General features: G+C 59.1%; 34 protein-coding genes. 20 read left to right on the forward strand and 14 right to left on the reverse strand.

Going from position 1 to position 24932, the window contains the following annotated elements; genetic code table 11:
- Nucleotides 1-45: 45 nt before the first annotated feature.
- The 3 genes from RlegSU303_RS03855 to RlegSU303_RS03865 all read right to left on the reverse strand — a co-directional run bounded on the left by RlegSU303_RS03855 (nucleotide 46) and on the right by RlegSU303_RS03865 (nucleotide 2632).
- Nucleotides 46-729 (reverse strand): winged helix-turn-helix domain-containing protein, encoded by a 684-nt coding sequence (locus RlegSU303_RS03855; protein WP_026265013.1) that lies wholly within the window; start codon nucleotides 727-729, stop codon nucleotides 46-48.
- Between the two features lie 401 nt (nucleotides 730-1130).
- Nucleotides 1131-1505: a response regulator gene (locus RlegSU303_RS03860; protein ID WP_231283474.1), complete on the reverse strand. Its 375-nt coding sequence runs from the start codon at nucleotides 1503-1505 to the stop codon at nucleotides 1131-1133.
- An 11-nt stretch (nucleotides 1506-1516) separates the two neighbouring features.
- Complete coding sequence (locus RlegSU303_RS03865) at nucleotides 1517-2632, reverse strand: sensor histidine kinase (RefSeq protein WP_131645284.1); 1116 nt, start codon at nucleotides 2630-2632, stop codon at nucleotides 1517-1519.
- A 377-nt stretch (nucleotides 2633-3009) separates the two neighbouring features.
- Between RlegSU303_RS03865 and RlegSU303_RS03870 the strand changes: the two genes are divergently transcribed.
- The 4 genes from RlegSU303_RS03870 (at nucleotide 3010) to RlegSU303_RS03880 (ending at nucleotide 5829) form a co-directional block, all read left to right on the forward strand.
- On the forward strand, nucleotides 3010-3306 hold the full coding sequence (locus RlegSU303_RS03870) for a DUF982 domain-containing protein (protein ID WP_131623475.1): 297 nt from the start codon (nucleotides 3010-3012) through the stop codon (nucleotides 3304-3306).
- Between the two features lie 214 nt (nucleotides 3307-3520).
- Nucleotides 3521-3994, forward strand: coding sequence for a GNAT family N-acetyltransferase (locus tag RlegSU303_RS34475; protein ID WP_445944755.1), 474 nt, complete (start codon nucleotides 3521-3523; stop codon nucleotides 3992-3994).
- A gap of 84 nt (nucleotides 3995-4078) precedes the next feature.
- Nucleotides 4079-4807 carry an RNA polymerase sigma factor gene (locus RlegSU303_RS03875; protein ID WP_231283475.1) on the forward strand — a complete coding sequence of 243 codons (729 nt, stop codon included), beginning with the start codon at nucleotides 4079-4081 and terminating at the stop codon, nucleotides 4805-4807.
- A gap of 158 nt (nucleotides 4808-4965) precedes the next feature.
- Nucleotides 4966-5829 (forward strand): ferritin-like domain-containing protein, encoded by an 864-nt coding sequence (locus RlegSU303_RS03880; protein WP_131630302.1) that lies wholly within the window; start codon nucleotides 4966-4968, stop codon nucleotides 5827-5829.
- A 123-nt stretch (nucleotides 5830-5952) separates the two neighbouring features.
- Here the strand turns inward: RlegSU303_RS03880 and RlegSU303_RS03885 are convergent, their stop codons facing one another.
- The 3 genes from RlegSU303_RS03885 to RlegSU303_RS03895 form a co-directional block, all read right to left on the reverse strand.
- Nucleotides 5953-6549 (reverse strand): hypothetical protein, encoded by a 597-nt coding sequence (locus RlegSU303_RS03885; RefSeq protein ID WP_131720306.1) that lies wholly within the window; start codon nucleotides 6547-6549, stop codon nucleotides 5953-5955.
- An 18-nt stretch (nucleotides 6550-6567) separates the two neighbouring features.
- Complete coding sequence (locus RlegSU303_RS03890) at nucleotides 6568-6885, reverse strand: PepSY domain-containing protein (RefSeq protein ID WP_012756441.1); 318 nt, start codon at nucleotides 6883-6885, stop codon at nucleotides 6568-6570.
- 346 nt (nucleotides 6886-7231) lie between these two features.
- Entirely contained in the window at nucleotides 7232-7621 is a 390-nt protein-coding gene (locus tag RlegSU303_RS03895; RefSeq protein WP_131720305.1) for a RidA family protein, read from the reverse strand.
- Between the two features lie 137 nt (nucleotides 7622-7758).
- Here RlegSU303_RS03895 and RlegSU303_RS03900 point away from each other — a divergent pair, with 137 nt between their 5' ends.
- The 4 genes from RlegSU303_RS03900 to RlegSU303_RS03915 all read left to right on the forward strand — a co-directional run bounded on the left by RlegSU303_RS03900 (nucleotide 7759) and on the right by RlegSU303_RS03915 (nucleotide 9835).
- Nucleotides 7759-8370: a TetR/AcrR family transcriptional regulator gene (locus RlegSU303_RS03900; RefSeq protein ID WP_131645282.1), complete on the forward strand. Its 612-nt coding sequence runs from the start codon at nucleotides 7759-7761 to the stop codon at nucleotides 8368-8370.
- A gap of 136 nt (nucleotides 8371-8506) precedes the next feature.
- Nucleotides 8507-8821 carry an ArsR/SmtB family transcription factor gene (locus RlegSU303_RS03905; protein ID WP_003557361.1) on the forward strand — a complete coding sequence of 105 codons (315 nt, stop codon included), beginning with the start codon at nucleotides 8507-8509 and terminating at the stop codon, nucleotides 8819-8821.
- Nucleotides 8818-9177 carry an SRPBCC family protein gene (locus tag RlegSU303_RS03910; RefSeq protein ID WP_131623466.1) on the forward strand — a complete coding sequence of 120 codons (360 nt, stop codon included), beginning with the start codon at nucleotides 8818-8820 and terminating at the stop codon, nucleotides 9175-9177. The genes RlegSU303_RS03905 and RlegSU303_RS03910 overlap by 4 nt, the downstream gene beginning before the upstream one ends.
- 46 nt (nucleotides 9178-9223) lie before the next feature.
- Nucleotides 9224-9835 carry an ATP-dependent Clp protease proteolytic subunit gene (locus RlegSU303_RS03915; protein ID WP_131645280.1) on the forward strand — a complete coding sequence of 204 codons (612 nt, stop codon included), beginning with the start codon at nucleotides 9224-9226 and terminating at the stop codon, nucleotides 9833-9835.
- A 32-nt stretch (nucleotides 9836-9867) separates the two neighbouring features.
- Here the strand turns inward: RlegSU303_RS03915 and RlegSU303_RS03920 are convergent, their stop codons facing one another.
- Nucleotides 9868-10182, reverse strand: a complete 315-nt coding sequence (locus RlegSU303_RS03920; protein ID WP_131623462.1) for an EthD family reductase — start codon at nucleotides 10180-10182, stop codon at nucleotides 9868-9870.
- Nucleotides 10183-10659: 477 nt separating this feature from the next.
- Here RlegSU303_RS03920 and RlegSU303_RS03925 point away from each other — a divergent pair, with 477 nt between their 5' ends.
- Together RlegSU303_RS03925 and RlegSU303_RS03930 are read left to right on the forward strand one after the other, a co-directional pair.
- Nucleotides 10660-10878, forward strand: coding sequence for a hypothetical protein (locus RlegSU303_RS03925; protein WP_131623460.1), 219 nt, complete (start codon nucleotides 10660-10662; stop codon nucleotides 10876-10878).
- 167 nt (nucleotides 10879-11045) lie between these two features.
- Entirely contained in the window at nucleotides 11046-11303 is a 258-nt protein-coding gene (locus tag RlegSU303_RS03930) for a GlsB/YeaQ/YmgE family stress response membrane protein (RefSeq protein ID WP_131645278.1), read from the forward strand.
- A gap of 162 nt (nucleotides 11304-11465) precedes the next feature.
- Here the strand turns inward: RlegSU303_RS03930 and RlegSU303_RS03935 are convergent, their stop codons facing one another.
- The 5 genes from RlegSU303_RS03935 to RlegSU303_RS03955 all read right to left on the reverse strand — a co-directional run bounded on the left by RlegSU303_RS03935 (nucleotide 11466) and on the right by RlegSU303_RS03955 (nucleotide 15663).
- Nucleotides 11466-11861, reverse strand: a complete 396-nt coding sequence (locus RlegSU303_RS03935) for a DUF1236 domain-containing protein (RefSeq protein WP_094086514.1) — start codon at nucleotides 11859-11861, stop codon at nucleotides 11466-11468.
- Between the two features lie 128 nt (nucleotides 11862-11989).
- On the reverse strand, nucleotides 11990-12262 hold the full coding sequence (locus RlegSU303_RS03940; protein ID WP_017959395.1) for a BON domain-containing protein: 273 nt from the start codon (nucleotides 12260-12262) through the stop codon (nucleotides 11990-11992).
- A gap of 160 nt (nucleotides 12263-12422) precedes the next feature.
- Nucleotides 12423-12719, reverse strand: coding sequence for a hypothetical protein (locus tag RlegSU303_RS03945; RefSeq protein ID WP_131720304.1), 297 nt, complete (start codon nucleotides 12717-12719; stop codon nucleotides 12423-12425).
- A 55-nt stretch (nucleotides 12720-12774) separates the two neighbouring features.
- Nucleotides 12775-14388 carry a DUF1254 domain-containing protein gene (locus RlegSU303_RS03950; RefSeq protein WP_131720303.1) on the reverse strand — a complete coding sequence of 538 codons (1614 nt, stop codon included), beginning with the start codon at nucleotides 14386-14388 and terminating at the stop codon, nucleotides 12775-12777.
- A 249-nt stretch (nucleotides 14389-14637) separates the two neighbouring features.
- Nucleotides 14638-15663, reverse strand: a complete 1026-nt coding sequence (locus RlegSU303_RS03955) for a sensor histidine kinase (protein WP_131630290.1) — start codon at nucleotides 15661-15663, stop codon at nucleotides 14638-14640.
- A 205-nt stretch (nucleotides 15664-15868) separates the two neighbouring features.
- Between RlegSU303_RS03955 and lov the strand changes: the two genes are divergently transcribed.
- The gene (lov, locus tag RlegSU303_RS03960; RefSeq protein WP_131720302.1) at nucleotides 15869-16906 is read left to right on the forward strand and encodes a blue-light-activated histidine kinase; all 1038 of its coding nucleotides are present in this window, start codon (nucleotides 15869-15871) and stop codon (nucleotides 16904-16906) included.
- A 27-nt stretch (nucleotides 16907-16933) separates the two neighbouring features.
- Here the strand turns inward: lov and RlegSU303_RS03965 are convergent, their stop codons facing one another.
- Entirely contained in the window at nucleotides 16934-17755 is an 822-nt protein-coding gene (locus tag RlegSU303_RS03965) for a DUF1206 domain-containing protein (protein ID WP_131720301.1), read from the reverse strand.
- Nucleotides 17756-17988: 233 nt separating this feature from the next.
- Between RlegSU303_RS03965 and RlegSU303_RS34195 the strand changes: the two genes are divergently transcribed.
- The 7 genes from RlegSU303_RS34195 to RlegSU303_RS03990 all read left to right on the forward strand — a co-directional run bounded on the left by RlegSU303_RS34195 (nucleotide 17989) and on the right by RlegSU303_RS03990 (nucleotide 21831).
- Complete coding sequence (locus RlegSU303_RS34195) at nucleotides 17989-18117, forward strand: hypothetical protein (RefSeq protein ID WP_269207224.1); 129 nt, start codon at nucleotides 17989-17991, stop codon at nucleotides 18115-18117.
- A 287-nt stretch (nucleotides 18118-18404) separates the two neighbouring features.
- Nucleotides 18405-18785, forward strand: coding sequence for a hypothetical protein (locus tag RlegSU303_RS03970; RefSeq protein ID WP_131720300.1), 381 nt, complete (start codon nucleotides 18405-18407; stop codon nucleotides 18783-18785).
- Between the two features lie 390 nt (nucleotides 18786-19175).
- Nucleotides 19176-19427, forward strand: a complete 252-nt coding sequence (locus tag RlegSU303_RS03975) for a hypothetical protein (protein WP_315859781.1) — start codon at nucleotides 19176-19178, stop codon at nucleotides 19425-19427.
- A 23-nt stretch (nucleotides 19428-19450) separates the two neighbouring features.
- A complete protein-coding gene (locus tag RlegSU303_RS03980) occupies nucleotides 19451-19987 on the forward strand; it encodes a hypothetical protein (RefSeq protein WP_231283476.1) in 537 nt (178 codons plus the stop codon).
- A gap of 88 nt (nucleotides 19988-20075) precedes the next feature.
- Nucleotides 20076-20201 (forward strand): hypothetical protein, encoded by a 126-nt coding sequence (locus tag RlegSU303_RS34200; protein ID WP_261337497.1) that lies wholly within the window; start codon nucleotides 20076-20078, stop codon nucleotides 20199-20201.
- Nucleotides 20198-21028 carry a Cj0069 family protein gene (locus RlegSU303_RS03985; RefSeq protein WP_231283477.1) on the forward strand — a complete coding sequence of 277 codons (831 nt, stop codon included), beginning with the start codon at nucleotides 20198-20200 and terminating at the stop codon, nucleotides 21026-21028. Before RlegSU303_RS34200 ends, RlegSU303_RS03985 begins: the two co-directional genes overlap by 4 nt.
- Nucleotides 21029-21180: 152 nt before the next feature.
- The gene (locus tag RlegSU303_RS03990) at nucleotides 21181-21831 is read left to right on the forward strand and encodes a pyridoxamine 5'-phosphate oxidase family protein (RefSeq protein WP_131720298.1); all 651 of its coding nucleotides are present in this window, start codon (nucleotides 21181-21183) and stop codon (nucleotides 21829-21831) included.
- A 115-nt stretch (nucleotides 21832-21946) separates the two neighbouring features.
- Here the strand turns inward: RlegSU303_RS03990 and RlegSU303_RS34310 are convergent, their stop codons facing one another.
- Nucleotides 21947-22135: a hypothetical protein gene (locus RlegSU303_RS34310; RefSeq protein WP_017959409.1), complete on the reverse strand. Its 189-nt coding sequence runs from the start codon at nucleotides 22133-22135 to the stop codon at nucleotides 21947-21949.
- Nucleotides 22136-22526: 391 nt separating this feature from the next.
- Between RlegSU303_RS34310 and ccoN the strand changes: the two genes are divergently transcribed.
- The gene (gene ccoN / locus RlegSU303_RS04000; protein ID WP_017959410.1) at nucleotides 22527-24170 is read left to right on the forward strand and encodes a cytochrome-c oxidase, cbb3-type subunit I; all 1644 of its coding nucleotides are present in this window, start codon (nucleotides 22527-22529) and stop codon (nucleotides 24168-24170) included.
- 3 nt (nucleotides 24171-24173) lie between these two features.
- On the forward strand, nucleotides 24174-24926 hold the full coding sequence (gene ccoO / locus RlegSU303_RS04005) for a cytochrome-c oxidase, cbb3-type subunit II (protein ID WP_017959411.1): 753 nt from the start codon (nucleotides 24174-24176) through the stop codon (nucleotides 24924-24926).
- Nucleotides 24927-24932: the final 6 nt, after the last annotated feature.

A 24932-nucleotide genomic window follows, 5' to 3' on the forward strand; every position in this document is an offset into this window, starting at 1 on the left:
AAATTGCGAACAGGATTTGAGATTTTCAGGCCGATGGGCCTGAAATCATCCTGTTCGAGGCGCATGCAGGCTGTATCCGGTGTTGCGGACCGTGTGCAGAAGCTGGATCTGGAACGGCTTGTCGACCTTGGCTCTCAGCCGGCTGATATGGGTCTCGACGACGCTGGTCTTCGGATCGAAGTGGAAATCCCAGACCCGCTCCAGCAGCATCGTCTTGGTGATGACCCGGCCTTCGCCGCGCATCAGCACCTCGAGCAGGGTGAATTCGCGCGGTTGCAGCTCGATCACCTGGCCGGCGCGGCGGGCCTCCCGCCGGATCAGATCGAGCTCGAGATCGGCAACCTTCAGCACCGTCCGCTGCTCCTGCACCGGCGGCCGCCGGCCAAGCGCATTGACGCGCGCCATCAGCTCGGAGAAGGCAAAGGGCTTGACCAGATAATCGTCGCCGCCCGCCTCCAGCCCCTCGACCCGATCGTCGACGCCGCCGATCGACGTCAGGAACAGCGCCGATGTGCCGACCTTGGCAGCCCTAAGTGAACGCACGATCGCCAGGCCGTCGAGGCCCGGCAGCATGCGATCGACAACGATGACGTCATAGGCCTCGCGCTGCGCCTGAAACAGCCCATCGCGGCCGTCACCAACCACGTCACAGACATGCCCGGCCTCGGAGAAACCCTTGGCGATATAATCGGATGTCTTGGTATCGTCCTCGATAAGCAGGATTCGCATCAGCCCGATCATTCCCGGCATGCGTAGATGGCGAGATTTAGCCGAGAGGACGGCTTGGCCACAACTTACGGATTCGTAAGGTGATGGGTGGGGGGAGTGGCTTCAGACGCAACCGTGTCGCCACCCGCCCTCGTCCTTCGAGGCTCCGGCCTTTGGCCTGCGCACCTCAGGATGAGGGCTGATCGTGGTGCTTGCCTCGGGCTACCGGCGCGTCTTGCCTGCTGCGCTTCCCGTTGAACCAGGCTGCGACCTCTCTCCAGCCTCATCCTGAGGTGCCCCGAAGGGGCCTCGAAGGACGGGGCCGGCCTGCGATGCGGATCGTATTTGTCACGAAGTCGACGATTGATGTCGACGACGTCATGATCATCGTGGAAGCTTGTCGACGTAACTTCCCAGCCAGTCTAATTCCGGATCGACAGCAGATGAGCCATTGCATCAGCAATCGCGTGGCTGTCGTAGGGTTTCGAGAAGAACCTGCTTCCGGTGGGGAGATTGCTCTCTTCGAGGATTGCTGCGCCCGACGCAACAATCAACCTCACAGGCGGCCACCGATCGTTGATGTAATGGGAGAGCTTGATGCCGTCCATCGTGCCGGGCATCTGGACATCGGTGAAAACCAGATCGACGTCCTCTCGGGATTGAAGGATGCCGATTGCCTTGTCCGCATCGCAGGCCTCAAGCGCTTCGTAGCGCGCTGATAATACCAGATCGACGGCACTCATCCGGATAATCGTGCTGTCTTCGACGACCAGGACGACCGCTTTGCCATATTTCATCGCTCACTCGGTCAGATTGGAGGTGCGAGCCGCGTGGGCTCCGCTGGGATAGCGTTTCGCAAGCCATTCGGTTCCTGCGCGGCCGTAGAAAAGTCGGTTCGCAAACCGGCGCTTTCCCGATGGCGGATTGTGACGGCGGTGCCGGGACCTGCATCGCTCAACTCGATGTCGGCATTCAGGCTCTTTGTCAGCGCCTCCACAATGCCAGTTCCCAGTCCCGACTTTGGTGCATCGCGACCGGCAGGCATGCCGATACCGTTATCGGTAACCGACAGAGTCCAGTCCTTGCCGGATGAGTGATAGTCGATGACGATTGCGCCCGGTCGTTCATCGGGAAAGGCGTGCTTGAGGGCGTTGATCACAAGCTCGGTCACGACAAGCCCCAGGCGAACGGAAACATCCGCATCCACCGCGCTATCGTCGACCGTCACCTGAATCGAAAGCCTGTCTGGATCAGCGATCATCGACGCGCCGAGGCTTTGGCAAAGCTGAGTGAAATAGTGACGGAGTTCAACCTTGCCACCGTTGGACATGGAGAGTTGGCGTTGCAGGGCCGCGATCGACATGACCCGGTGATGGGCATTGTGGAGATGACCGCGCGCTTCCTCCGACTGGACCCGCCGGGCGCTCTGCATGAGAACGCTGGCAATGATCTGGAGGCTGTTTGCCACCCTGTGCTGGACCTCCTGCAGCAGGATGGCATTATCACGAACGAGGTCATCTTTCAGCCGAGCCTGGGCGCGCACATCGGTCACGTCGGTGATGGCCAGAAGCAGGCGAATATGATCGATGTCGCCGTCATCGAGCGTCCGTGCATTGACCACCAGGTGCCGTGTCTTCTGGTTTGGGCGTTGAAAGTCGATTTCGTAAGCCTCGATGATGGCGCTTCCCGAGGCGGTGGCCATCAGCAGTGATGCAAGCTTGGGCATCGCCCATTCGCCGTTGCCAATTTCGCTGAGGCGTTGGCCGCAAACCGTCTTTGGGTCGATGTCGAAGGCCCGGCAGAAAGACGCGCTCGCCGCGATGACCTTCAGGTCGTCGGACAGGAACAGCAGCGGTTCGTTGGATGATACCACCACGGCAAGCGTGCTCGCAGCTTCGAAATGCACGATGGGGATCGTTTGCATAGGGAGGCCCTCATGGGCCGAAGACTCACGGAGCAAGTCATACTCGGCAACAATGCCAACCGGCCAGAAGGCTCGGCCCGACAAAGAGACCGTAACACGCCTGACGCGTAATCCCTTCATATTAAATATTGCGGCTGCCAAGTCGACGCGATGGGCCGATGATAACGAATATTTCACGGCGACTAACCTGAAGCTATAGGCTTTAACCAGCCCTCCACCAAGATCCCAGTCCGTCACTCGCGCTCTGTGATCTCGCACGAGGATATACGTCCTGGCGTCAAGCCATCCCGGTGACGATCTCAGCCAAACCGCGATCTTGAAGAGCGGAATTCCGTTGCCTAAATCAGCGGCAATCACGCCATGAAAGGAGGTAAACGATGGCACTCGATACTTTTGAACACCCGATTTACGCGCAACGGAAGTACTTCGTGCAGGAGATCGCCGGACTTGACGATGTCTTTGATTTTCTCGACGAATGGCCACAGGAGAAACGCGATATCACCTATGAGGTGATGCTGGACGCCTGCCGGAAAGCAGCCAATCGGCAACTTCCCGCGTCGGTCGTCGCGGCGAATTTCAGTCGCTTTCTCAAAAAGCATGGCAAGCTCGCCGACATAGAAGACGTGCCCCTGCACCTGCGGCGGGTCAGCGATCGAAATGTCTCAGGTATCTAGCACCGAAGGTGATCGCCGCGGCCCAGGGCGGGCCGAGGGCGCGCGTTCCGGCTCCTGGCGCATTGCGACGGCTTTGCGCCAGAGACCCGCCGTTGTTATGGTCGAATGGCATTTAAAGTAGGTGCGACGGATCAAGCGGGAACCCAAAGTGATTGAGACGACGCGCCTGAAATTGCGCCATTTCGCCGACCACCACCGGTCACCATTTGCCGAGATGCACGCCGACCCAGAAGTCATGGCGGACCTCGGCGGCCCAATCGACAATGTCGAAAGCGATCTCAAATTTGCCCGCTACCTCGCCGCTCAAGCCGAGCATGGTGTCGCGCGATGGGCTGCGGAAGACGTAAAAGGCAATTTCCTAGGCTATTGCGGGGTGATGCCGCGGATGGACCCAAAACATCCTCTGGGTTCCCACTACGAAGTGGGTTGGCGATTTCGACGAGGGGCATGGGGGAATGGCTACGCTTTCGAGAGTGCCAGAGCAGCCCTCTCTCACGCAATCCATGATGTCGGGCTAGACCAAATCGTCTCATATACCAGTGGTGACAACCTCCGCTCCCAAAGCGTGATGCGAAAGCTCGGACTTGTCCGCGATTCATCGCGAGATTTCACGATACGAACGTCAACGTCTCCACCTTGGCAGGGATTGGTCTGGTTGGTTCCAGTCGGGTCGTGGCCACGTCCTTGATGGTCACTTCGTATTGGTAGCGAACCGCCATTGTGCTTCTTCAAATCGCTTATCTCATAGTAAGCTGATGCATCTGGAGCGCCCATGATGAAGCCGAGCGGATCCACCGAGGCAGTGAGGATCGAGGACCTTGACGACGCGGGGCTGGTTGAACACGCGCGACATCTTGACCCCGCCGCATTCTGGCTAATCATCAAGCGTCACAATCTGCGGCTTCACCGGGTCGCCCGCGCCGTCTTAAATGACGACACCGAGGCGGAGGACGTACTTCAGGAGACCTATATCCACGCCTTCACCCATCTGGCCGAATTCCGCGCGGAGGCGCGGCTGTCGACCTGGCTCACCCGGATCGCGCTGAACGAGGCGCTGGGACGCCGCCGGAAAAGGCGACCCACCGTAGACGCGAAAGCCATCGAAGGCATGGTCGCTCCGTTCAGCGCACACAAGCCTGATCCCGAAGAGGCGGCCGCTCTCGCTGAAATCCGCGGACTGCTGGAGCGCGCCGTCGGTGACTTGCCAGAGCCCTTTCGCATCGTCTTTGTCATGCGGGACGTCGAGGAAATGAGCATTGAGGAAACAGCTTTTCTTTTGGCATTGCGACCTCAGACAGTGAGCACCCGTCTTTATCGCGCACGCCGGCTGCTTCGCGAAGCGCTGCGGGACCAGCTCGCCACCGTGTTCACGGATACGTTTCTCTTCGCTGGCGCTCGTTGTGACCGCCTCACGCAATCAGTCCTCGATCGGCTGGCAATTCGCCTGGTTCGAAAGGATACGCAGCTGTTGAACGCGGCGACTGAGCACACCCTAGACTAGACGCCGTCCACGCCGAGATTACGCCGGCTCTTTTCGCAGGGCCTTTGTAGCGGGACACGGGAATATTTTGGCGGCCCGGATCATCTAATCGTCAGGCAAATGCATTCGGTGCCGCGGTGCTGACAGCGGTGTTGAATCAACAAACATAGGAGACCGCCATGCAGGGTGCACTTCACCTATCCCGGCGTCAGTCGCTTCAGGGACTTATCGTACTCGGTGCCGGAGCGGCACTCAGCGGAATTGCGCGGCCTTCGCCGGTATTGGCACAGGACATATCGGACGAGGACATTTTCCGCTTTGCGCTCAACCTCGAATATATGGAGGCTGAATACTACCTCCGCGGCACCACCGGAATGGGCATCGACGCAGCCGATGCCGGTTCGAAACCCGGCGACGTCGTTGGTGGCAAGCAAGTCTCGTTCGAGACGCCCGCCATCGGCGAATTTATGCAGGAAGTCGCGGAGAACGAACTCGCGCACGTCCGCTTCTACCGCAAGACGCTTGGAACGAACGCGGTTGACAGGCCGGCCATCGATTTCGATGCGGGCTTCAAAGCCGTCGCGGAAGCAGCGGGCCTCGGGCCGGACTTCGACCCCTTCGGCAACGAGACGAACTTCGTTCTCGGCGGGATGGTGTTCGAGGATGTCGGCGTCACCGCCTATGCCGGTGCGGCGACAGTTCTGAAAAACAAGGACTTCCTCGCCGCAGCCGCAGGCATCCTGGCGGTCGAGGCCTATCACATGGGAATGGCGCGATCTACGCTATACCGAAAGGGAGAGAAAGCCTGGAAGGCCGCCAACGCCGTCTCCGATGCTCGAGACAAAATCGACGGATCAGACGATAAGGACCAGGGGATTCAGGCGGACGGAAAAGCCAACATCGTTCCCTCGACGCCCGATGCGATTGCATTCACCAGAACGCCGCAGGAGGTGCTCCGGATCGTCTACCTCACTGACAAGGACGGAGTGAGCAAGGGCGGCTTTTATCCGGAAGGGATGAACGGCACGCTCAAGACCACCTGAGCCAGGTGCGACGAGTGACGATTGGCCACCGGAAACTGAGCGGATTGGTATCCCGCTGCTCTGCGTGAGATCAACGCTTCAACCCTCCTTGCTACGTGCAAGGAGGGTTGAAATCAAGGCCGGTTAGATCGTCCGTCGATACCGGTCGCGCTCTTGCGCGATCTGCTCAGGCGCATATGGATCGAGCGTGTCGTCGAAGCGGGTCCATCCCTGCTCGTTATAGGCGCGCCGACGTTCGACCGGGTCGACCCAGTTTGAACCCTGGAGAATAGCCTGCGCCTCGGAGGCGCGGGCGTCGTCGACCTTGGCGGTGACCAGGCTGCCGCCACGGCGGACACCTTCGGCATAGAGGTGAGCATCGTCTTCCGGGACGCCGGAGTCGGTGAGGGCGCCGATCAGGCCACCAGCGGCACCGCCCGCGACGGCGCCGGCAACAGCCCCGGCCGCAGTTGCGGCAAGCCAGCCTGCGGCAACCACCGGTCCGACACCGGGAATGGCCATCAGGCCCAATCCGGTCAGCAGGCCGCCGGCGCCACCCACGGCAGCGCCGATGCCGGCGCCGGTCGCAGCGTCCTCGGCAACGTCAGAGTCGCCATCACCGCGGCCAGCCTTGTTGGAGACGATGCTGATGTCGTTCGAGGGAATGCCTGCAGCTTCCAATTTGCTGACGGCGGAGCGAGCGTCCGAATAGTCGTCGAAAAGTCCGGTTACAGTTCTCATCCTGCTTCTCCTTGGGGGTTACTTGGCGACGATGTTGCCTTGATAATCGAGAGCAATGGAGACGGCTTTCCCGTCCTTCATGCCGGCGGCCATCCAGATCCCCTTGTCATCGAGCTTGAGATCCTTGACGTCGGTGTAACCCGCTTCCGTAATGCGATCCTTCGCCTGGGCTTCGGTAAAACTGTTGGCGCCTTCAACCGGCGCAGTCGGATTTTTGGTGTCCGGAGTTGCAACCGCAGGTGTATTTCCATCCGCAGATGGAGCCGGCGTTGTCTGGGCAAGGGCTGCAACGGCGGACGCGCAGAGAATGGTCGCCGCAAAGACGATCTTCTTCATATGTGTTTCCTCTCATTTTGCGGATCAGATGACGATCCATGCGCTGAAAACACGCAAGCGAGTTCTTTGTTCCCAGAGATTATGCAATTGATTTTTCTAAATATATGGCAACACGGCGCGCTGCGGGGTCATTTTCTGCGGCGCCGGGGCAATGTAAGCAGACAGTAACGGTGTGGGGTAACCGACGATCCACGGGCGCGCTTCAAGGAAGCCCCTCGGTGTGAGGCTCATCCTCTAACTCCTAAAGTTGTGCTGCTGTCAAATGTCCCAGGGGTGACAGCGCGGGGCCGCTCTCCTGACGGCACGTCGTGCGGTGACGGATGCAGCCCCGGCAATGTCAGTGACTTCACGGAATACGGGCGATCACCTTGATCTCGAAGTCGAAGCCGGCCAGCCAGTTGACGCCGATGGCCGTCCAGTTCGGGTAGGGCGGCTTGCTGAACATCTCCTGCTTGACGGCCATGATCGTGCCGAACTGGTTTTCGGGGTCGGTGTGGAAGCTGGTGACGTCGACGATGTCATCCAGCGTTGCGCCGGCGGCACTCAGCGTCGCCTTCAGGTTTTCAAAGGCGAGCCGCACCTGGCTTTCGAAATCGGGTTCGGCAGTCCCGTCCGAACGGCTGCCGACCTGTCCGGACACAAACAGCAGGTCACCGGATCGGATCGCGGCGGAATAGCCGTGCTTCTCGTAAAGAGCGTGCCGATCGGCCGGAAAGATTGCTTCGCGTTGGGTCATTCTGATCTCTCTTCATTGTTGACAACGACCGTTGAGCGCGACGTATCGCTTCACATCTCGCGCCCCATTTGGTATACGGATCGTATGTGAAATGTATGAGATACGCATCGTATGTCAAGTCCATATACGCTTCGTATATGAAATTGAGGAATCGGATGGCAAGGAAACGCAGCGAAACGATGCAGGAAAACCGCGCCAAGCTGATCGCGGCGGCGCGCAAGAGCTTTGCGGAAAAGGGCTATTTGGCAGCATCGATGGACGAATTGACCGCCGACGTCGGCCTGACAAGGGGCGCACTCTATCACAACTTCGGAGACAAGCGCGGGCTCCTGGCGGCGGTTGTCGATCAGATCGACACGGAAATGGCGGTGCGCGCGCAAGAGATCGGGGCGCGCGCAGGCAATGATTGGCAGGGCCTGCTTGCCGAGGGTGCTGCTTATATCGAGATGGCGCTCAATCCGGAAGTCCAGCGCATCGTCCTGCTCGACGGACCTGCGGTGCTGGGCGATCCCTCGCAGTGGCCGAGCCAGAACAATTGCCTGCAGGTGACCAAGAGCACGGTTGAGCGCCTGATCGCCCAAGGCATCCTCAAGCCGCTCGACGCGGAGGCGGCGGCCCGGTTGCTGAGCGGCGCGGCTCTCAATGCCGCCCTCTGGATCGCCGCCAGCGAAGATCCGCAAAGCGTGATGCCAAAGGCGGTCGAGGCTTTTCAGGCCTTGGCGGCCGGTCTGCTGGCGGAGCGTTTGTGATTTGTCAAAAGCCAAGTCGAGCGAAGAGACGTTCACCGCGGTAACGTGCGTCGCAAAAATCCGCCGCGAAACTCCAACTTTTGCGACAGAGCTTTCCGGACTTGCGAATCGCATAAGTATGTGCTTATGTGTATGCATGATCGAGAATGATATTTTCCGAGCCTTGGCTGACCCGACCCGCCGCGCGATCTTCGAGAAGCTGGCGGCAGGCGGCATGAACGCCAGTGCCCTGCGTGAGGGCATGGAGATCAGCCAGCCGGCAATGTCGCAACACCTCTCGGTCTTGCGGAGCGCTAAGCTCGTGAGGGAAGAACGGCAGGGGCGTTTCGTGAATTACGAAGTCGATCCGGACGGGCTGGCTCTCATCGCACAATGGTTGGCGAAATATCGCGCCTACTGGCCTGCCCGCATCGAAGCTCTCAAGGTCTTGCTGAAGGATATGGACCAATGAACGATGGAAAGGCCAAGGAGCAGAAAGACGGCATCGAACTGGAATTCGATCTGGATGAACCGCCGCAAAAGGTCTGGCGTGCAATCAGCATTCCGGAATTTCGAGAAAACTGGTTGCCGAAAGACGCTCTGGCCGATCCCACCCCGGCCACGATCACACCTGGCGAGGTAGTCCGTTATAGCCTGCGCGACGATGCCCCACCTTTCCTTGAAAGCACGGTGACGTTCACGATCGTCCCGAACGCGACCGGCGGCACCCGCCTGCGCATTATCCACGAGCTCACCGACGCGAGACTTGAGCGGATGGCGGAAACGGCCGCGAACAGCAACAGTCCGGCCCTCATGCTCGCCGCCTGACGCGGCAAGCTCTCCCCTTTAAATTCTGGAAGATTGGAGTTCGCCGATGCGCGAAGCGATGCAACTCGTCCCTATGGTCGTAGAACAATCCAGCAGAGGGGAGCGGTCTTTTGACATTTACTCCCGCCTTCTGCGCGAACGCATCATCTTCCTCAACGGCGAGGTGAACGATACCGTTTCCGCTCTGGTCTGCGCGCAGTTACTGTTCCTCGAGGCCGAGAATCCAAATAAGCCGATCAATCTTTACATCAATTCTCCGGGCGGCGTCGTGACCAGCGGCTTCGCCATGTACGACACCATGCGCTTTATCCGCGCGCCAGTTCATACGCTTTGCATGGGGACAGCCCGTTCCATGGGATCGTTCCTGCTGATGGCAGGCGAGGCCGGCGGAAGAGCTGCCTTGCCCAATTCCAGTATCCTCATTCACCAGCCATCCGGCGGCTTCCAAGGCCAGGCTTCCGACATGCTGATTCATGCCGAAGAAATTCTGAAGACCAAGCAGCGCATGACGCGGCTCTACGCGGAGCATTGCGGACGCTCCTATGAAGACTTCGAGCGCGGGATGGATCGCGACCGTTTCATGACGGCGGAAGAAGCATTGGAATGGGGTCTGATCGACCGTATTCTAAAGGTTCGGGAAGACACGGACAGCCTATAGCTTGTCGTGAAACGCCTGACGCGCCGAAGCCCCTAGCCTCCAACGATTTCGCTGATCTGCACGATGGGCGCGATATCCGTATAGTTGGCGACGTCCGCGACGATCTCCGCGCGGTGGGGACCGAACGCCTCCTGGAATGTCTCCAGGGTCGGCGAGTAGACGTGGCACGCCGCGACGAACTTCGGCGCGCTTCCAGGTTCGCGACCCGCAAGGCCCTTTTCGATCTCGTAGCGCAGGCAGGCATCGCCGAGCCGTTCCTGGATCAGTGGCATGTGGCGGGTGCGGTAGTAGTCGTGATCGAACCTCGAGCCGCCATCGGCCGGATAATAGACGCTCATCTTGATCATGGTCGGACTCCTGTCTGAACGCCTCTGCGAGCGTCCGAAGGGCTTTCTAGCTCACCGACTCGTCGAGCCGCAACCGGATTTCTGGCCGAAGCGAGTTCGACGAGAGCAAGGTAGTTTCGCTGTGCTTTTCGAAGCGGGTGGCGATCACGGACGCAAAGAGTCCAGACAGCGCGGAACCGTTGCAGCGGCTATCGGTTAATCCGCCGAGGTCGCGGCGTGCCAATCGGACGTGACGGAGATGGTGAACGCACCGGTTTTTCCGATTTCTCGGTGCGGGCAACGAAATGCCAGGCGAGCACCTTACCCGTTCGCCGCGATCTCATCCCGGACAACAGGATTGGCGAGGATCGAACCGTCAACCAGGGCCACACATCGATCACTGTCTTTTGAGCGCGCAAACCGCCGCCCGCCCATCATAGGCGGTGGAACAGGCGAGCGACCATGCTCCGTGTGGATCGATCAGAGGAGGAAAAGGTCATGAGCAAAAATAATTGGAAGGCCGGGCTTCGCGCGAAGCTGGAGCATCTCGTCGACGACTGCGTTGTGGCCGGGGCCAGGCAGCAGGACGTCTTCGATACGATCATCAAGGAGATCGGCAATCTGCGCGCAGCCCTTGAGCGCGATCCCGATCCTGCGGAGGACGATGTTGCGGTGATAGAGGAGCCGGCGAACGACTGGCCCGCGGCCGACAGGTGATCTGAAGCCGATCGGGGAGGGGCACGCGAGCGCTTTGGGGCGCGGGCTTATGGAACCAACTGGCGCGGCGAAGATTACAGTCTTGTCGCTCGGCAATCGGTTTAGCCCGGATCTGCGAGACGTGATTGCCCGCGCCGGCCGCTCATCATTCACAAGGGGGAATTGCTATGGAAAGTGCAGGTATCGGCTGGATCGCCGCCATCATCATCGGCGGCATTGCCGGCTGGCTCGCCGAATTGCTCATGAAGAGCAACATGGGCGTGCTGATGAACATCATTCTCGGTATTGTCGGCGCCATCGTCGCCAACTTTATCCTGTCGCTCTTCGGCGTCGCCCTTGGCGGATGGCTGGGTTATCTGATCGCGGGCTTCATCGGAGCCTGTATCCTCATCGCTGTTGCGAGAATGGTCAGGCGGACGGCCTGACCAAACAGGAGGCGGCTTCGCAAACCGGCCGCCTTCATCACGTTTTCGGGTTAGCCCGGCTGATTGCTCCCGGGATTCCGGCGGCGCGCAAGGCGCCGCCGGAACCATGCCTACTACGAGGTTGGACACTGTGGGAAAGGGGCGGCTGGAGCCGCCCGTCGGTTATTGGATGACCTGGATGACCTTCCGGGAGGAAGGTTCGACGATCACACGCTGATCGTTGACGATCGCGTATGCATATTTCGGATCATCGGGAATTGGCGTGACGACCACGGTCTCCGGCAGGGGCTGCCCGACGACGACCTTCTCCTTCACCACGACGCGCGTGGTCGGGGCCGGAGCCTGCTGAACATAGGTCACCACCTTCGGCGGCGGCGGATCGATGACGCTACCTGCCACGCCGCCGACGATGCCGCCGACAGCAGCACCGACCGGGCCGCCGACAATCGCGCCCGTTGCAGCACCGCCTGCGGCACCCGTCACCGTTGACGACTGCGCAAAGGCAGAAGTCGATGCCAACAGGATGCCCGCGGCAATTCCTACTACTTTGATATTCATCTGTTTTCCTCCTTGGATGCGGTTGGTTCCGCTGAGGAGACAAACCGCAAGATCGAGGAAGTGTTCCAGACGTCGGACTTCAGGCCGGGGCCGCTCCGACCTTGGTCCTAGCCGTAGGATTCAGCTGTCTACTGCGTGGGAAAGCGGCTGAGCATCCGGTCCTGGACGTTCTCCCAGCCGACGATCATCGCAGCAAGCGAGATGGCTTTGTCGCGGTCCACAGCCTTGGTTATAAAGCCTTCGAGCAGGACGACAGGGCCGAGCATCCTGATCTCGATGGCACTGCTGTCGATGTCCGGATCGGCGGAAAGGGCTGCTTCAATTGTGGCGATGGTAGACGCCGAACTATGGCCTTGCGAGCAGCGCTCTTCGTGATTGTAGTTATCGGGGCCGAATTTCATATTCTCCTCCTGTGCCGCCCCTCCACGGACCTTCACATCACCTCGAAGCTAATATGAGCAGCGGGCCCCGACGTCGCCAGCCGGACTTAAGTCCGCCTTTCCCCAGGCACGATCCGGCTTAGATTCTCCTGATCCTTGTTAAAAGGACGTCAGGGAGGTTTTAGCATGTTGCCAAACTCCAGTCAGAGCCTCCCTGATGACTCTCCAACGAGACCACCCGATGGCCGGCCTTGGCAAGCGCCTCGGCCAGGCCATCCAGGTAGCCCACCTTTAGCGTTCCGCCCGGCAACAGGACTATGGGTTCACCTTCTCCTCGGCTGAAGTACTCGATCTTGGAGTCCTTCAGTTCGACAAGACCCGTCTCCACAGTCTGTGCTCCGGCAACAGTTGCGGTTACCGGCAGCGCCAGCCATGCGACGAACAGGGCGAGCATAGCCAAGCGTTTGGTCGGATTCATGTGCGTACACTCCCGTGCAGAGTTAGAGGCGCCACCCTTCAACAGCCAGCGGCCATCACTGGACCAACTCGATCTCGCTCGGACGCCACTCCTTGGTGAAGAATGGCTCAAGCGGGCTGTAGAGACGCAGGAGCGTAAACCAGCCTTTCTTCGGGTCGGTCTGGATCCAGTTGCCCCGCGCAACGCCGTCGGGCTGGGTCGGGCCAAAGTAGACGGTCGTGGAGCCGTCCGCCGCAGCCTCGGCTGCCGGCGAGGGGAAGCTCTGGCTGCCGGCGCGCGGATAGCCTTGTGGCGTGTCGAGCATCGAGCGGGTCATGTTGTCGTAGAGCGTAAACGACCAGAAGTTCGCTTCCGGGATGTCCTTCGGCAACGTCACCTTGTAGGTCTTGGCGCCGTCAAAGTAATTCTTGTCGGCATCCGTGAAGGCAAACAAATACTGCGACCCGATGCCGGTCAGGCGCATAGCCATGCCGGGCGTGATGCCCGTGATGCCATAAAAGAAATTGGTGCGCGCATCCATCGTGCGATAGCCGGTGGCTGGATGGGGCTTGACGCCCTCGGGCGTAATTTCAGGGATCGGCGTCTCGAACTCGTAACCGGTCTGGAACAAGTAATTCATCCAGGACGAGTCGGGATAGTAGAACCAGCTCGGATCGCGCGAATTCATGAAGAGGGTGCGCGAGGTTGCGTTCGCCAGCGCCAGCGCCTCGGTCATGATCTTCTTCATGCGCTCGTCCGGCGCGAAGGGCTTACCCTTGACGATGCCGATCGCTGCAATCGGGCCCATCAACTCCGGGTCGAGCGAGGTGGCCGGTTCGTTCTGCACGACCTCGTTGAGCATCTCGTAGAAGCTCCAGTCGTTCGGCGGAAGGGTGTTCATGACCTTGCCGCTTCCGTTGTGAAACACCGTCGGCGGAGGCGGAGCGATCTTCCCGAGCTTGACTTTCCCGGCCAGGAAGTCGGCGACGGGAGTGCCGACACCTCCGACTTCGAAAGGATAGACCTTGGTGAACTTCTTGATCACTTCGACCGCAGGCTTGGGATCGTTGTTTTCAAGGAACGACCGTCCGAACCACACGATTGAATTGGTGCGGGCGTGTGCGACGAAGAACCCGCCTTGCGGCAGCGGTCCCGTGTAGTCCGGCCCGACAAGCAGATATTTGCCGCCTTCCCCGCGGTCAGGCCCCGGCCCGCCGAGGTCGATGACCCAGCGGAACCAGGCATCCTGCACCGCGCCGAGAAACTTGGGCGGCGTCTCCAGCACCACCGGACCTTTCGAAAGGTCGAGGAAGCCCATGACGTAGATCGTGTCGGCGTTCGCGGTCAGGAACAGCGACTTGGCATCCATCAACTCTTCGAAAACGACGACCTCGTTCTCCTTCATCCCGATGCTCATCATGCCCTGGCGCAACGCGTGAATGCTGACGCCACGCAAGTTGTCCATGAACGCACGGTAGGCGTAGGTGAAGTCGAGGTTCTCGTAGAGTTTCTCGGCGGTCGCCTTGCTCGGTACGCCGTCCTTGAACTCAAGCGTGCCTAGCGGGGACTCGACCTTGTCGGGTGTAACGAGCGATGGAGGAATTTGCTCGGAGGCGATGCCTGTGCCCCCGAAATTGCCTGTTATAAGGAGTATCAACGCCAGTACGGCGGACCTGCAAATGGCTTTCATGATGTGCACCCCTCCCGTTGATAGTTTTACTGAAATTTATACAAAGCTTACCCTCTCTCCGTACAAAGAATTTCCTTTTCACAGGCGCGCCGTGCGCGGATGCGTCCAGAAGACTACGTCATAGGAAAAGATTTATTATACAAACCGCAAGTATGGCGGCATTTTTGCACGGAGGGCAACGTATATAACAGTAACTTACGGTGCGAGCGGAGTGCCTCGCCACACCTACGGCCTAGCTTCGTAAGCAAATTATTCCTCAGCGTCGGAATAGTTTTTATATTGCAGCTTCTGGAGCGGCGCATCCAGCCTTAGGATGAGCCCCGTCGGCGCATAATCAAGTGCGACCTCTCCAAAGGCGGACAGGCTGGAGCTGACAAGGCGTGTGCCGAACCCCTTCTTGCTCGGAGCTTCCACCGTCGGGCCTCCAACCTCCTGCCAAGTGAAGTTCAGGCGTTGGTCGCCCGCCTCATCGCGTACGGACCATTCGATTTCGATCGTCCCTGTATCTACCGACAGCGCACCATACTTGCTGGCGTTGGTGACGAGTTCGTGCAGCACCAGGGAGAAGCAAAGGGCCGCTTGTGGACCCAATTCAACCGCAGGACCGCTCGCCTTGAAACGTCCTGACGTCTCAAGTCCGAGATTGATCGCGGTCGCCTCGACGATTGTCGCCATGCTCGTGCCCAGCCAGTTCTGCTGAAGCAAAATGTCGTGCGCCTTTGAATAAGCATTGATGCGTGCCGTGATCGAATGCTCCGCATCCTCCAAAGAGCTGGCGTTTCGGAAGGATTGGCTGGTGATGGCCTGAACGACGGCCAGCGTGTTTTTCATACGATGAGAGAGTTCGTGCATCAGAACGCGTTGTCGCTCCTCATTCTCTCTCTGCTCAGTGCGATCCCTCAGAATTTTTACGAAGCCCTCGACTTCGCCGTCGTCCGACGTCAACGCCATCATCTGACCGGACGCCCAGAACAACGAGCCGTCCTTGCGAACGTGCCAGCGCTCATCATTGCCATGACCTTCGGTCAAGGCGGCAGTCATTTCCCGCTGGAGAATCCCGGCCTGCCTGTCTTCCTCGGTGAAAATGACCGCCGCAGGCTGGCCGACAATCTCATCCGCATTCCATCCGAGAATCCGGCGCGCGCCCTCATTCCACGTGGTCACTAGGCCATCGAGATCCGTGGAGATGATCGCATACTCGATCGCGCTTTGGAGGATCGCTTCGAGAAAGCGCTCCCGGGAGCGGCTGGAATTGGAAAAGAGTTTCATGATCATGTGGTGCGTCTGATCCTTTCAGGGCCTGCAAGGCTGAAAGGCCTCATCCTGATTTATACCGGATGGCGTGGCGTTGGCAAAGGCCGCAGCCGTGACACGTTGTCCGGCAAATCTCGGGAGCGGCGATCGCCTAAGCCACGCAACTGTCTCGGAAACAAAGATACACGCGCTACGTTATCAATCGACGACCTTGTGAGCGTGAAGCATGACAGCCCATACCAAAGAAAAACTCCACGGGGATTTGCCCTCCGCATCTTCAAAAGCAGCTTCTGCCGATCGGAAAGAATTGGCAGCGATCGCATTTGAACGCACCAGGATGCCGATGGTCGTTACCGATGGGCGTAAGGCCGATCAGCCGATCGTGCTTGCAAACAAGGCATTCCTCGAGCTGACAGGTTACGAGGCCCAAGAAGTGCTAGGCCACAACTGTCGTTTCCTGCAAGGCCCCGCGACGTCTCCGATCGCCGTCGCCGAAATTCGTGCCGCTATCGCCGGCGAGCGTGAGATCAGCGTAGAGATCCTCAATTACAAGAAGAGCGGGGAGCAGTTCTGGAACCGCTTGCATCTCAGTCCCGTCCATGGGGATGACGGAAGGATCCTGTATTTTTTTGGATCTCAGATCGACATGACGGAATACCGGCGGATCGAGGCACTGGAGGCCTCCGAACATCGCCTGCTCATGGAGGTCGACCACCGATCCAAGAATGTCTTGGCGATCGTCGACAGCATCGTCCGCCTGAGTAATGCCGAAGACCCCGCGCTTTACGCCGCCGCCATTCAACACCGCGTTCACGCGCTCGCCCGTGCCCATAGCTTGCTTGCTGCACGAAGATGGACAAGCATTTCTCTTGAGGAACTCATTCGCCAACAGGTGGCGCCATTCGCGGCCACCCGCGCCTTTTTTAGCGGGCCGGATGTCAAAATGCCGGCACCGGTCGTCCAGCCCCTTGCGCTCGTGCTGCATGAGCTCGCTGTCAACGCAGCCCACCACGGTGCGCTTGCCACTGCGCAAGGCAGGCTTTCGATCAGTTGGAAGCCCGGACCATCAGGGGCCGGCTTTAACATCCGCTGGCAGGAGGTGGGCGCCCCCACTCCACCCAAATTGACCAAGCGGGGCTTTGGTACGGTGATCGTCGGCGCAATGGTTGAAAAGCAGCTTCAAGGACGTCTCGAGAAAACCTGGTCGGAGGACGGGCTGCTTATCGACATTGAAGTTCCAGCTGCCGGCTCGACCTCCGCATAACGGCACCTTGGCACAGGAAAAGTGATGTCAAGAACCCGCCATCGAGATCGAACGCTTAGCGTCCGCTAGCGAAGGACTCCGAACGATGCGGTACCTTGCCTCAACAAAATTATAAATTCCGAAAGCCGCCAATCCAACGGCGACGGCGACGTACAGAAAGGATCCCAGCGGAAGCTGGCGGAGCCATTCCAAGGCGTCGCCCATGCTGCCGGCTTGTCCAGGATCCACCCTGAAACCCGCATAGGCGAAAAGGACCCCGGTAATCGCGAACACGACGCCGCGGGCGACAAGACCGTAGATGCATACCAATGCCACAATACCCTTTTGATCAGGTATCCGAAGGTGGCGCTCGAACTTCCTGGTGATGCCCTTGGCGGCCGTCACGAAGCCGCCGATGACGAAGCCAACGCCGACGGCGATCGCAAGGTAGGAGCCGAAGGGCTGCGACATGATCCATCCTGCCAGATCCTTTTCACCGGAATTTCCGCTGCCGCCGCCCATGAAAAGAGCCTTGCCGAGTGCATATCCAGCAAGCCCGAGATAGGTGATGGCGCTGCCGAAGAGTGCGGATCGGATCGCCAATCCTCTTGCGTTGCCGCCATGGCCGTCGCTATCGGCTAGAGACTGCGCCAACCTCCAGGCGACAAAACCGAGAAGGCCGAGCCCGATCAATCCGACCCAAACGCGACCGAGCGGCTGCCCAAGCAGTGCCGAAAGCGCGGATTTCGTCTCCGGCCGGCCACCGGCCAGGCCAGAGAGGAGAGCAAGCCCGGCCACAAGGAGAAAGACAACGCCGCGCGTGACATAGCCGCCTTTGGCGAGCAGATCAAATCGATATCCTTTGGTCATCAGCGGTCCCCGTCGGTTTGAGCGTGCGATATTAACGCGCCAACCCGCTGAAAGTTTTCCTGAGAAGCCGGGAGGCATTCTCCGGCCTGACCGGCGCGTCTTCCCGTCAAACTCTCGCCCAGGTTTATTTCTCGGCGGAATGGGCTGGTCGCGCTTTGCTCGCTGCGGATCAAAAAAGGAGCCCCGCCGAAACGGGGCAAGCTGGAAAGGACGGATCGTACAGGAAGGAAGGGATGGCGGACGGCCCCGGGATTGGGGCCACCTGTACGATCCTGATGGCCAAACAACGATTGATCGAAAAGGTTCCTGTGGGCTTCCGCACCAATGGTTGGATTAAACTGTACTTGCGCAACGATTGCTGAGTTCAGAGAAGAAAAACCCCGCTGGGGCGGGGATCAGGAAAGGGGGGTGTTTTCTGGGCTGGCAAATTAATTGCGCTGCGAAAATTATTCCGCACACAAATCATAAAGTTTTCAATAAAACAATAATCCATGAATTAACTTTTCCCCAGATATCTGCTGGAAACTATCAAACTATCGTTCGACTTCGCTTTTCCTGCAAAGCGATTGGTAGCTAATTACAAGAGATGACTTGTAGTTCATGTCTGTCGGATAGAAACTGTGCTTGACGGGGATGGCGGGATCGGCCAATGCACAGAACTATACTGACTGTACTATCTATAATGTTTCTCGGAACGCAAGCTATTGCTGCTACCGCGATGATAGGAAAGGAGCTTCAGGCTCTGCTTTCAGACGGCAAGGTGATTGCGATGGGCGGGCCAAAAGAGGGCTATAGTGGGGAGCTTTCTCTACTCAAGGACGGCACCGCACATGGTCAGGTTAAACTCGATTCCGGAGATGTAATCTCGATTGACGGCGTGTGGCACATTTCCGGCAACACGTTCTGCCGTACCTGGAAGGGGGGAAGGGACGCGGGCAAGGCGGTATGTGATACCTGGAATAATACGGGCCAGAAGTCTGTTAGCGCGTTGAACGGAAAAGAGAATATTGGCATGAATTCTTGGAAATAGCTTCGATGCCGTGATCGATTTGCAAACCGGGCGCGGGCGCTGCAAGCATCGGTGAAGCAGCTGAGCTGTCGTCCTTCTTGAAGGATCTGCAACATCGATCAAGAGGACCGTCGACCTGCAAGCCGAGGCGGCCGCCCGGCTTAACAGGAGACAGCGGTTTTCGGGGTGAAAACCAGCCGAGCGACCTGCTTTCAAACCCGCCTGAGGGGTCGGCAGTTCCGCTTCTCACCCGAAAGGACTACACCTTCACGACGGACGAAGCGCCGGCCCTGGGCGTCGGCGATCGCCGATACCGGGATGTCGTCGTCGAAGACAAGATGGAGGAACTGTTCCGGACGTCGGACGTCACGCCGGGCTTTGCCCGACCTTATTCCTGGCTTGAGGGATCCGATGACCTTCGCCCTGATCCATCAGGTCGTCGTCACCGGCCTGCTGTTTGCCTTCACCATGATGATGGGCGTCGGGCTGACGCTCTCGGTGGTCGCCCTCCTGACGGTGGTTTTCCGCGACCGCATCGCCTATCTGATGAGGACGCGGCCGCGGCTGTTGGGTTCCGTATCCCGCGCGACGGGTGGCTTCGCGGGGCTGGTGCTGGTTGCCGTCGCTGCGGCCGAGATAGCGAATTGGCTGGCGTTTACATGAGGGCAATGATGCGTCGAACAAAAATGGCCATGATTGGCGCGACGGCAGCGCTGCTGGCATTGGCAGGCGTCGCCCAGTGCGAGGAGACGACGTCGCCGTTCCAGCGGTTCGCCGAGCGGTGCCTCGAACAAGGGCCGCGCTACGACCAGACGGTCGCACTCGCGAAGGAAAGCGGCTGGCCGGATCTGGCGGACGACATGACGATGGGCATTCAGCCTCTCGGGGAACCAGCGACCTTCCAAGGCTGGCTCGTGAATTCGGACGGCACGTCTCCGTTCGAGGCGGTGGTGGTCGCACGTGGGGCCGTCGGTCCAAAGACCGTCGAGAGTTGCACCATGGCCTTCGCAGGGACCGACGCGGCCGCATTCGAAAGCAGCTTCGCGTCGACGGGAGCCGCGCGGCCTTCTGGAGAGCAGAAGGGACAAGGGCGGGTGCGGAAGTTCTTTGCGATCGAGCGCGAGGGCGTGAAGGAAGCGCTAACGCTCGACCTTCCAATCTATCCGAACGGCGCCGACGAGGTTGTGGCGAGCGTCGTCTCCGAGCAGCGGATTGAAAACTGAAGCCGCTTGACAGGGCGATCCTGCTTTGAGAATTTCGGATCATGGGGCAGCGATCGCCCCACGAGGCTACGGCCGAAGGATCGCGTCCTTGAACCGCACCAACGGAGGACGCGCAATGCCGTCATTTCTTGAAATCACACCTAACAAGCTGAATCGGATCGTCGGCACGCCCGGCGTCTTCGCCGGTTGCCTGTCGTTCGAGTTGCATCCATGAAGACGAGAAAGATCCTCGATCCGCTTCTGCGACAGGTAGCGGAAGCCGGCCGATTTGTAAGTGCGCACCCGGACGTGATCCTCAAGATGGGCGTCAAGGAGGTGCTCTACGAGACCAGGCATATCGGCTGGGGCGTCGACACCCGTCTCTATCGCACCGCCGCGGACTTCCGCCAAGCGTTCGCTCCAACCTTCCTGGCCGCCGGGCCGCGCGTGTTGAAGCAGAACCGCGGCAACGGCGGGCAAGGTATCTGGAAGGTCGAACTCGTTGGAGCGCCCGCCGGCGGTGCGACCTCGATCAGTGTGCTGGAAGCGAAATCAGGCAGCGTTCCTGAAGCCATCGACCTGTCCGACTTCATTTGCCGCTGCGAGAGCTACTTCACCGAGGATGGCTGCATCGTCGATCAGCCGTTTCAGTCCCGCCTGACCGAGGGCATGATCCGCTGCTACATGTCTGGAAGCAGGGTCGTGGGCTTCGGACAACAGTTGGTCAAGGCACTGGTGGCGCCACCGTCGGGATCTGGTCGGGCACTACTTCAGCCCGGTCCACGGATCATGCATCCGGCATCAGCAGAACCCTTCCAGACCTTGAGGACAAGGATGGAAAGTGAGTGGACGCCGGAAATGATGTCGACGCTTGGGATCGAAGAGGCGTCGTTGCCGATCATCTGGGACGCCGATTTCCTCTACGGGCCACCAGACGCTTCAGGCAACGACACCTACGTTCTCTGCGAGATCAACGTCAGCTCCGTCTTCGCCATTCCTGACGAAGCCCCTGCGGAGATTGCACGCGCGATGGCGTCGCGGCTGCGCCAGTCCGCAGTGTAACTCTGTCGCCGGAGCATTGATCCCGGATATCAACTCATGTATACCTTCTGAGGTACGTACATCATATCCTGACAGACGGGACGAGCGCTGCGGGGACAGGATTCCAGACCTGCAGTTCGGCCATGTGATGAGAGGGACTTCGGGAGGGGATCATGACGGGTTTACAACTCAATCCAGATTTTGCCATCGCCGATGAGCAGTCGCTTCGGGCGCTGTTCGAGCCGACCCACGCTCTGGCAATCGTGAAGTGTCAGAATTCGCTTGGCGAGCACGCGCAGGAATTCATTCGGCGCTCGCCGTTCTTCTGCATCGGCACGCAGAGTTCGGAGGGAAAGGCCGACGTCAGTCCTCGCGGCGACCCTCCGGGGTTCGTCAAGGTTCTTGACGAGCGCACCCTGGCGATCCCGGATCGACCCGGCAACAATCGTCTGGATACCTTAAGCAACATCATCGCCAACCCGAATGTCGGGCTATTGTTTCTTATCCCCGGTTTCGACGACACATTGCGCGTCAACGGGCGGGCAAGCCTGACCCATGATCCTCAGCTGTTGACGAGCATGAGCGTCGCCGATCGTCTCCCGAAACTCGCGATCATCGTCAACGTCAGCGAAGTCTTCATGCATTGCGCCAAGGCGTTCAGACGGTCCCACCTGTGGAGCCCGGATCATTTCCAGGACCGCACGGAGATGCCCTCGCTGATAAAAATCATTCTGGATGAGACGACAGGGGCGCCGAAGGACGGGGATGAAATGCGAAAGATGGACGAAGACCTGGAGCAAGCCTACCGAAGGACACTTTACTAGCAGCCCGGCGCCGGCAGAAGCGGGCGATGGCGCGCCCCAAACAGGCTGGCGCCTCATTGCGGATCAGAACGGAGCTGCCCGCCCATTCCGACGCGTTGTGCCTTTCGCAGAAGTCTCAGATCGCGGTCTGCATGAGATAAGGAGATTTTTCGACGGGAACCCGCGCGACGATCTTCATCACCAGCGTGGGAGCGACATCAGGAACAGAGCTCACTCGTCCGTCTTTGTAGAGCACCCGCAAGACGCAGGTCTCGCTATCATATTCAAGTTCGGCGATCGTCTTTGAATGGACCAGAAATTGCATCTTCAGCTGCCTCCTGCACTGCAGCATGACCAAATGAAAACAACCGACCGCCGCCCACCCTGGAGGGACAAGCTTGATCGGCACGAAAACTCTTTGCCACTTCGGCGGCCGGCGCTGTCCGAAACGCGATCCAGAAGACAACGCGTCCCGCCAAATCGTGCCGGCGAAGTCGTGAAGAAATCTAGTAAAATCCACCATCGAAATCGCGTGAAATCAGCGTGACACACGCCTCGCGACTATATCTGACACGGGACCACCAGAATAAGATGTGCGTAGCGCCTGCCGCAACGAAGACACCGATGGACGATCTAGTCTATCTTCGCGCGTAGAACTGATTTGCCTTTCAACGTTTTGTGGAGCACCATCATCGGCACAGCCGGGGGGTGGAACGATGGGACAGCTCACGAGCGGAGAGCGGGGGTCCGCGGCAGCTATACTTATCGCTTTGATGGTTGTCGGTGTCGCGATGGCGGCCGCTGGCCGCTTTGATCCCATCGGCATACACGGTGCTATCGTCCTTGTGTATTGCGGCACGTTGTTCTGCTACATCCTGACTTCGGCTTTCAGCGAAGAACCGGATGCTTCGCGCTTTTCCAGCTACTATGACGATCCAATCAAGGTCGGCGTGGCCCTCACACTGGCGTGGGCGGTCTTTGGCATGTTTATCGGAGTCTGGGCAGCCGCACAGCTTGCCTGGCCGAGCCTGAATTTCGATACGGCGTGGTCGAGCTTCGGCCGTATACGGCCCGCCCATACGACAGGGGTGATCTTCGGCTTCGGTGGAAACGCCTTGATCGCGACATCATTCCATGTTGTTCAGCGAACATCGCGCGCAAGGCTGGCCGATCAACTCTCGCCGTGGTTCGTGATCTTCGGCTTCAACCTTTTCTGTCTGATCGCGGTCAGCGGCTATTTCATGGGCGTTACCCAGTCGAAGGAATACGCGGAAGCGGAATGGTATGCCGACCTCTGGCTGGTGATCGTGTGGATCGCCTATTTCGCGCTTTTCGTACGCACCTTGGCACGGCGCAAGGAACCTCACATCTACGTGGCCAACTGGTATTATCTTGCCTTCATCATCGTGGTGGCGATCCTCCATATCGTCAACAACCTGGCAGTGCCCGTATCGTTCGGACACGCCAAAAGCTACACGGTCTGGCCCGGTGTACAGGATGCGATGGTCCAGTGGTGGTACGGTCATAACGCCGTGGCGTTTTTTCTGACGTCGGGCTTCCTAGGGATGCTCTACTATTACCTGCCGATCCGTGCTGAACGGCCGATCTTTTCCTATCGATTGTCCATACTCAGCTTCTGGGGGATTACCTTCTTCTACATGTGGGCGGGGTCCCACCATCTTCATTACACCGCGCTGCCTCTCTGGGTGCAAAACCTTGGAATGACGTTCTCGGTCATGCTGCTCGTTCCGTCGTGGGCGTCGGCCGGCAACGCGCTGCTTACGTTGAACGGGGCTTGGCATCGCGTCCGTGACGACGCCACTCTTCGCTTCATCATGATGGCTGCCTTCTTCTACGGTCTGTCGACATTCGAAGGGTCTTTCATGGCAATCAGACCCGTCAACTCACTTTCCCATTATACCGATTGGACGGTCGGACACGTTCATGCCGGCGCGCTGGGCTGGGTTGCTATGATAACGTTCGGGGCGTTCTACACACTCGTTCCATCGATCTGGAAACGCGAAAGGATGTATTCTGCTGCCCTGGTCGAAGTCCACTTCTGGTTGGCGCTTGCGGGCACGCTCATCTACGTCTTCGCCATGTGGAATTCCGGCATCATCCAGGGCTTGATGTGGCGCACATATTCAGCCGACAACACCTTGGTCTATTCATTCGTCGACAGTCTGCTGGCGATGTATCCCTACTACATCGCACGCGCTTTCGGAGGGCTGCTTTTCCTCCTTGGAGCGATCGTGGCGAGCTTCAATATCTGGATGACCGTCCGAACGGTTCCCGCCGTGGGAGCAGTTCATGACGCGCCCCTGACTTCGGGCCTTCTCGAACATGCGCCGGCGGAGTGAGAGATGAGCGAACCTCTGCATGGAAGACTGGAACGGACGGCCGTTGGGTTTATGCTGGCTATCGTTGTAGCGGGAAGCGTCGGCGGGCTCGTCGAGATCGCCCCACTGTTCACGATCCACGAGACGGTCGAGGACGCCCCCGACATGAGAGTCTACACACCCCTTGAGGCGGCGGGCCGGAACATCTATGTCCGAGAAGGCTGTTACGCCTGCCACAGCCAGATGATCAGAACGCTGCGGGACGAGGTCGAGCGATACGGTCCTTATTCTCTTGCGGTCGAATCCAAGTATGACCATCCCATGTTGTGGGGGTCTAAGCGTACGGGTCCCGATCTGGCGCGTATCGGCGGGAAGTATTCCGATCTCTGGCACGTGGCCCATTTGATCAACCCTCGCGAGGTCGTCCCGGAATCCAACATGCCGTCCTATCAATGGTTGGCGACAACCCCACTCGATCTTGCCGATCTGCGCGACCAAGTGGCGGCGCTGAGAACCGTGGGAGTGCCTTATACGGACGACATGGTCGCAAACGCGTCTGCCGATGCCTTCGGCCAAGCCAATCCAGACAGCGAACAGTCCTCAGGCGTTACGGAACGCTATGGGCAAGACACGCAGGTCTCTGCGTTTGACGGCGTAAAAACCAGCGTGACGGAGATGGACGCCATGGTCGCCTATCTGCAAGTGCTTGGCCGGCTGACAAAGGCTGCCTACCAGAACACTGCGGCACCGGAGCAGATGCCGAACCCCAACAATTGATTCGTC

The sequence above is a fragment of the Rhizobium sp. SU303 genome, assembly GCF_021052345.1.
In the GTDB taxonomy this organism is placed as follows: Bacteria; Pseudomonadota; Alphaproteobacteria; order Rhizobiales; family Rhizobiaceae; genus Rhizobium; species Rhizobium laguerreae.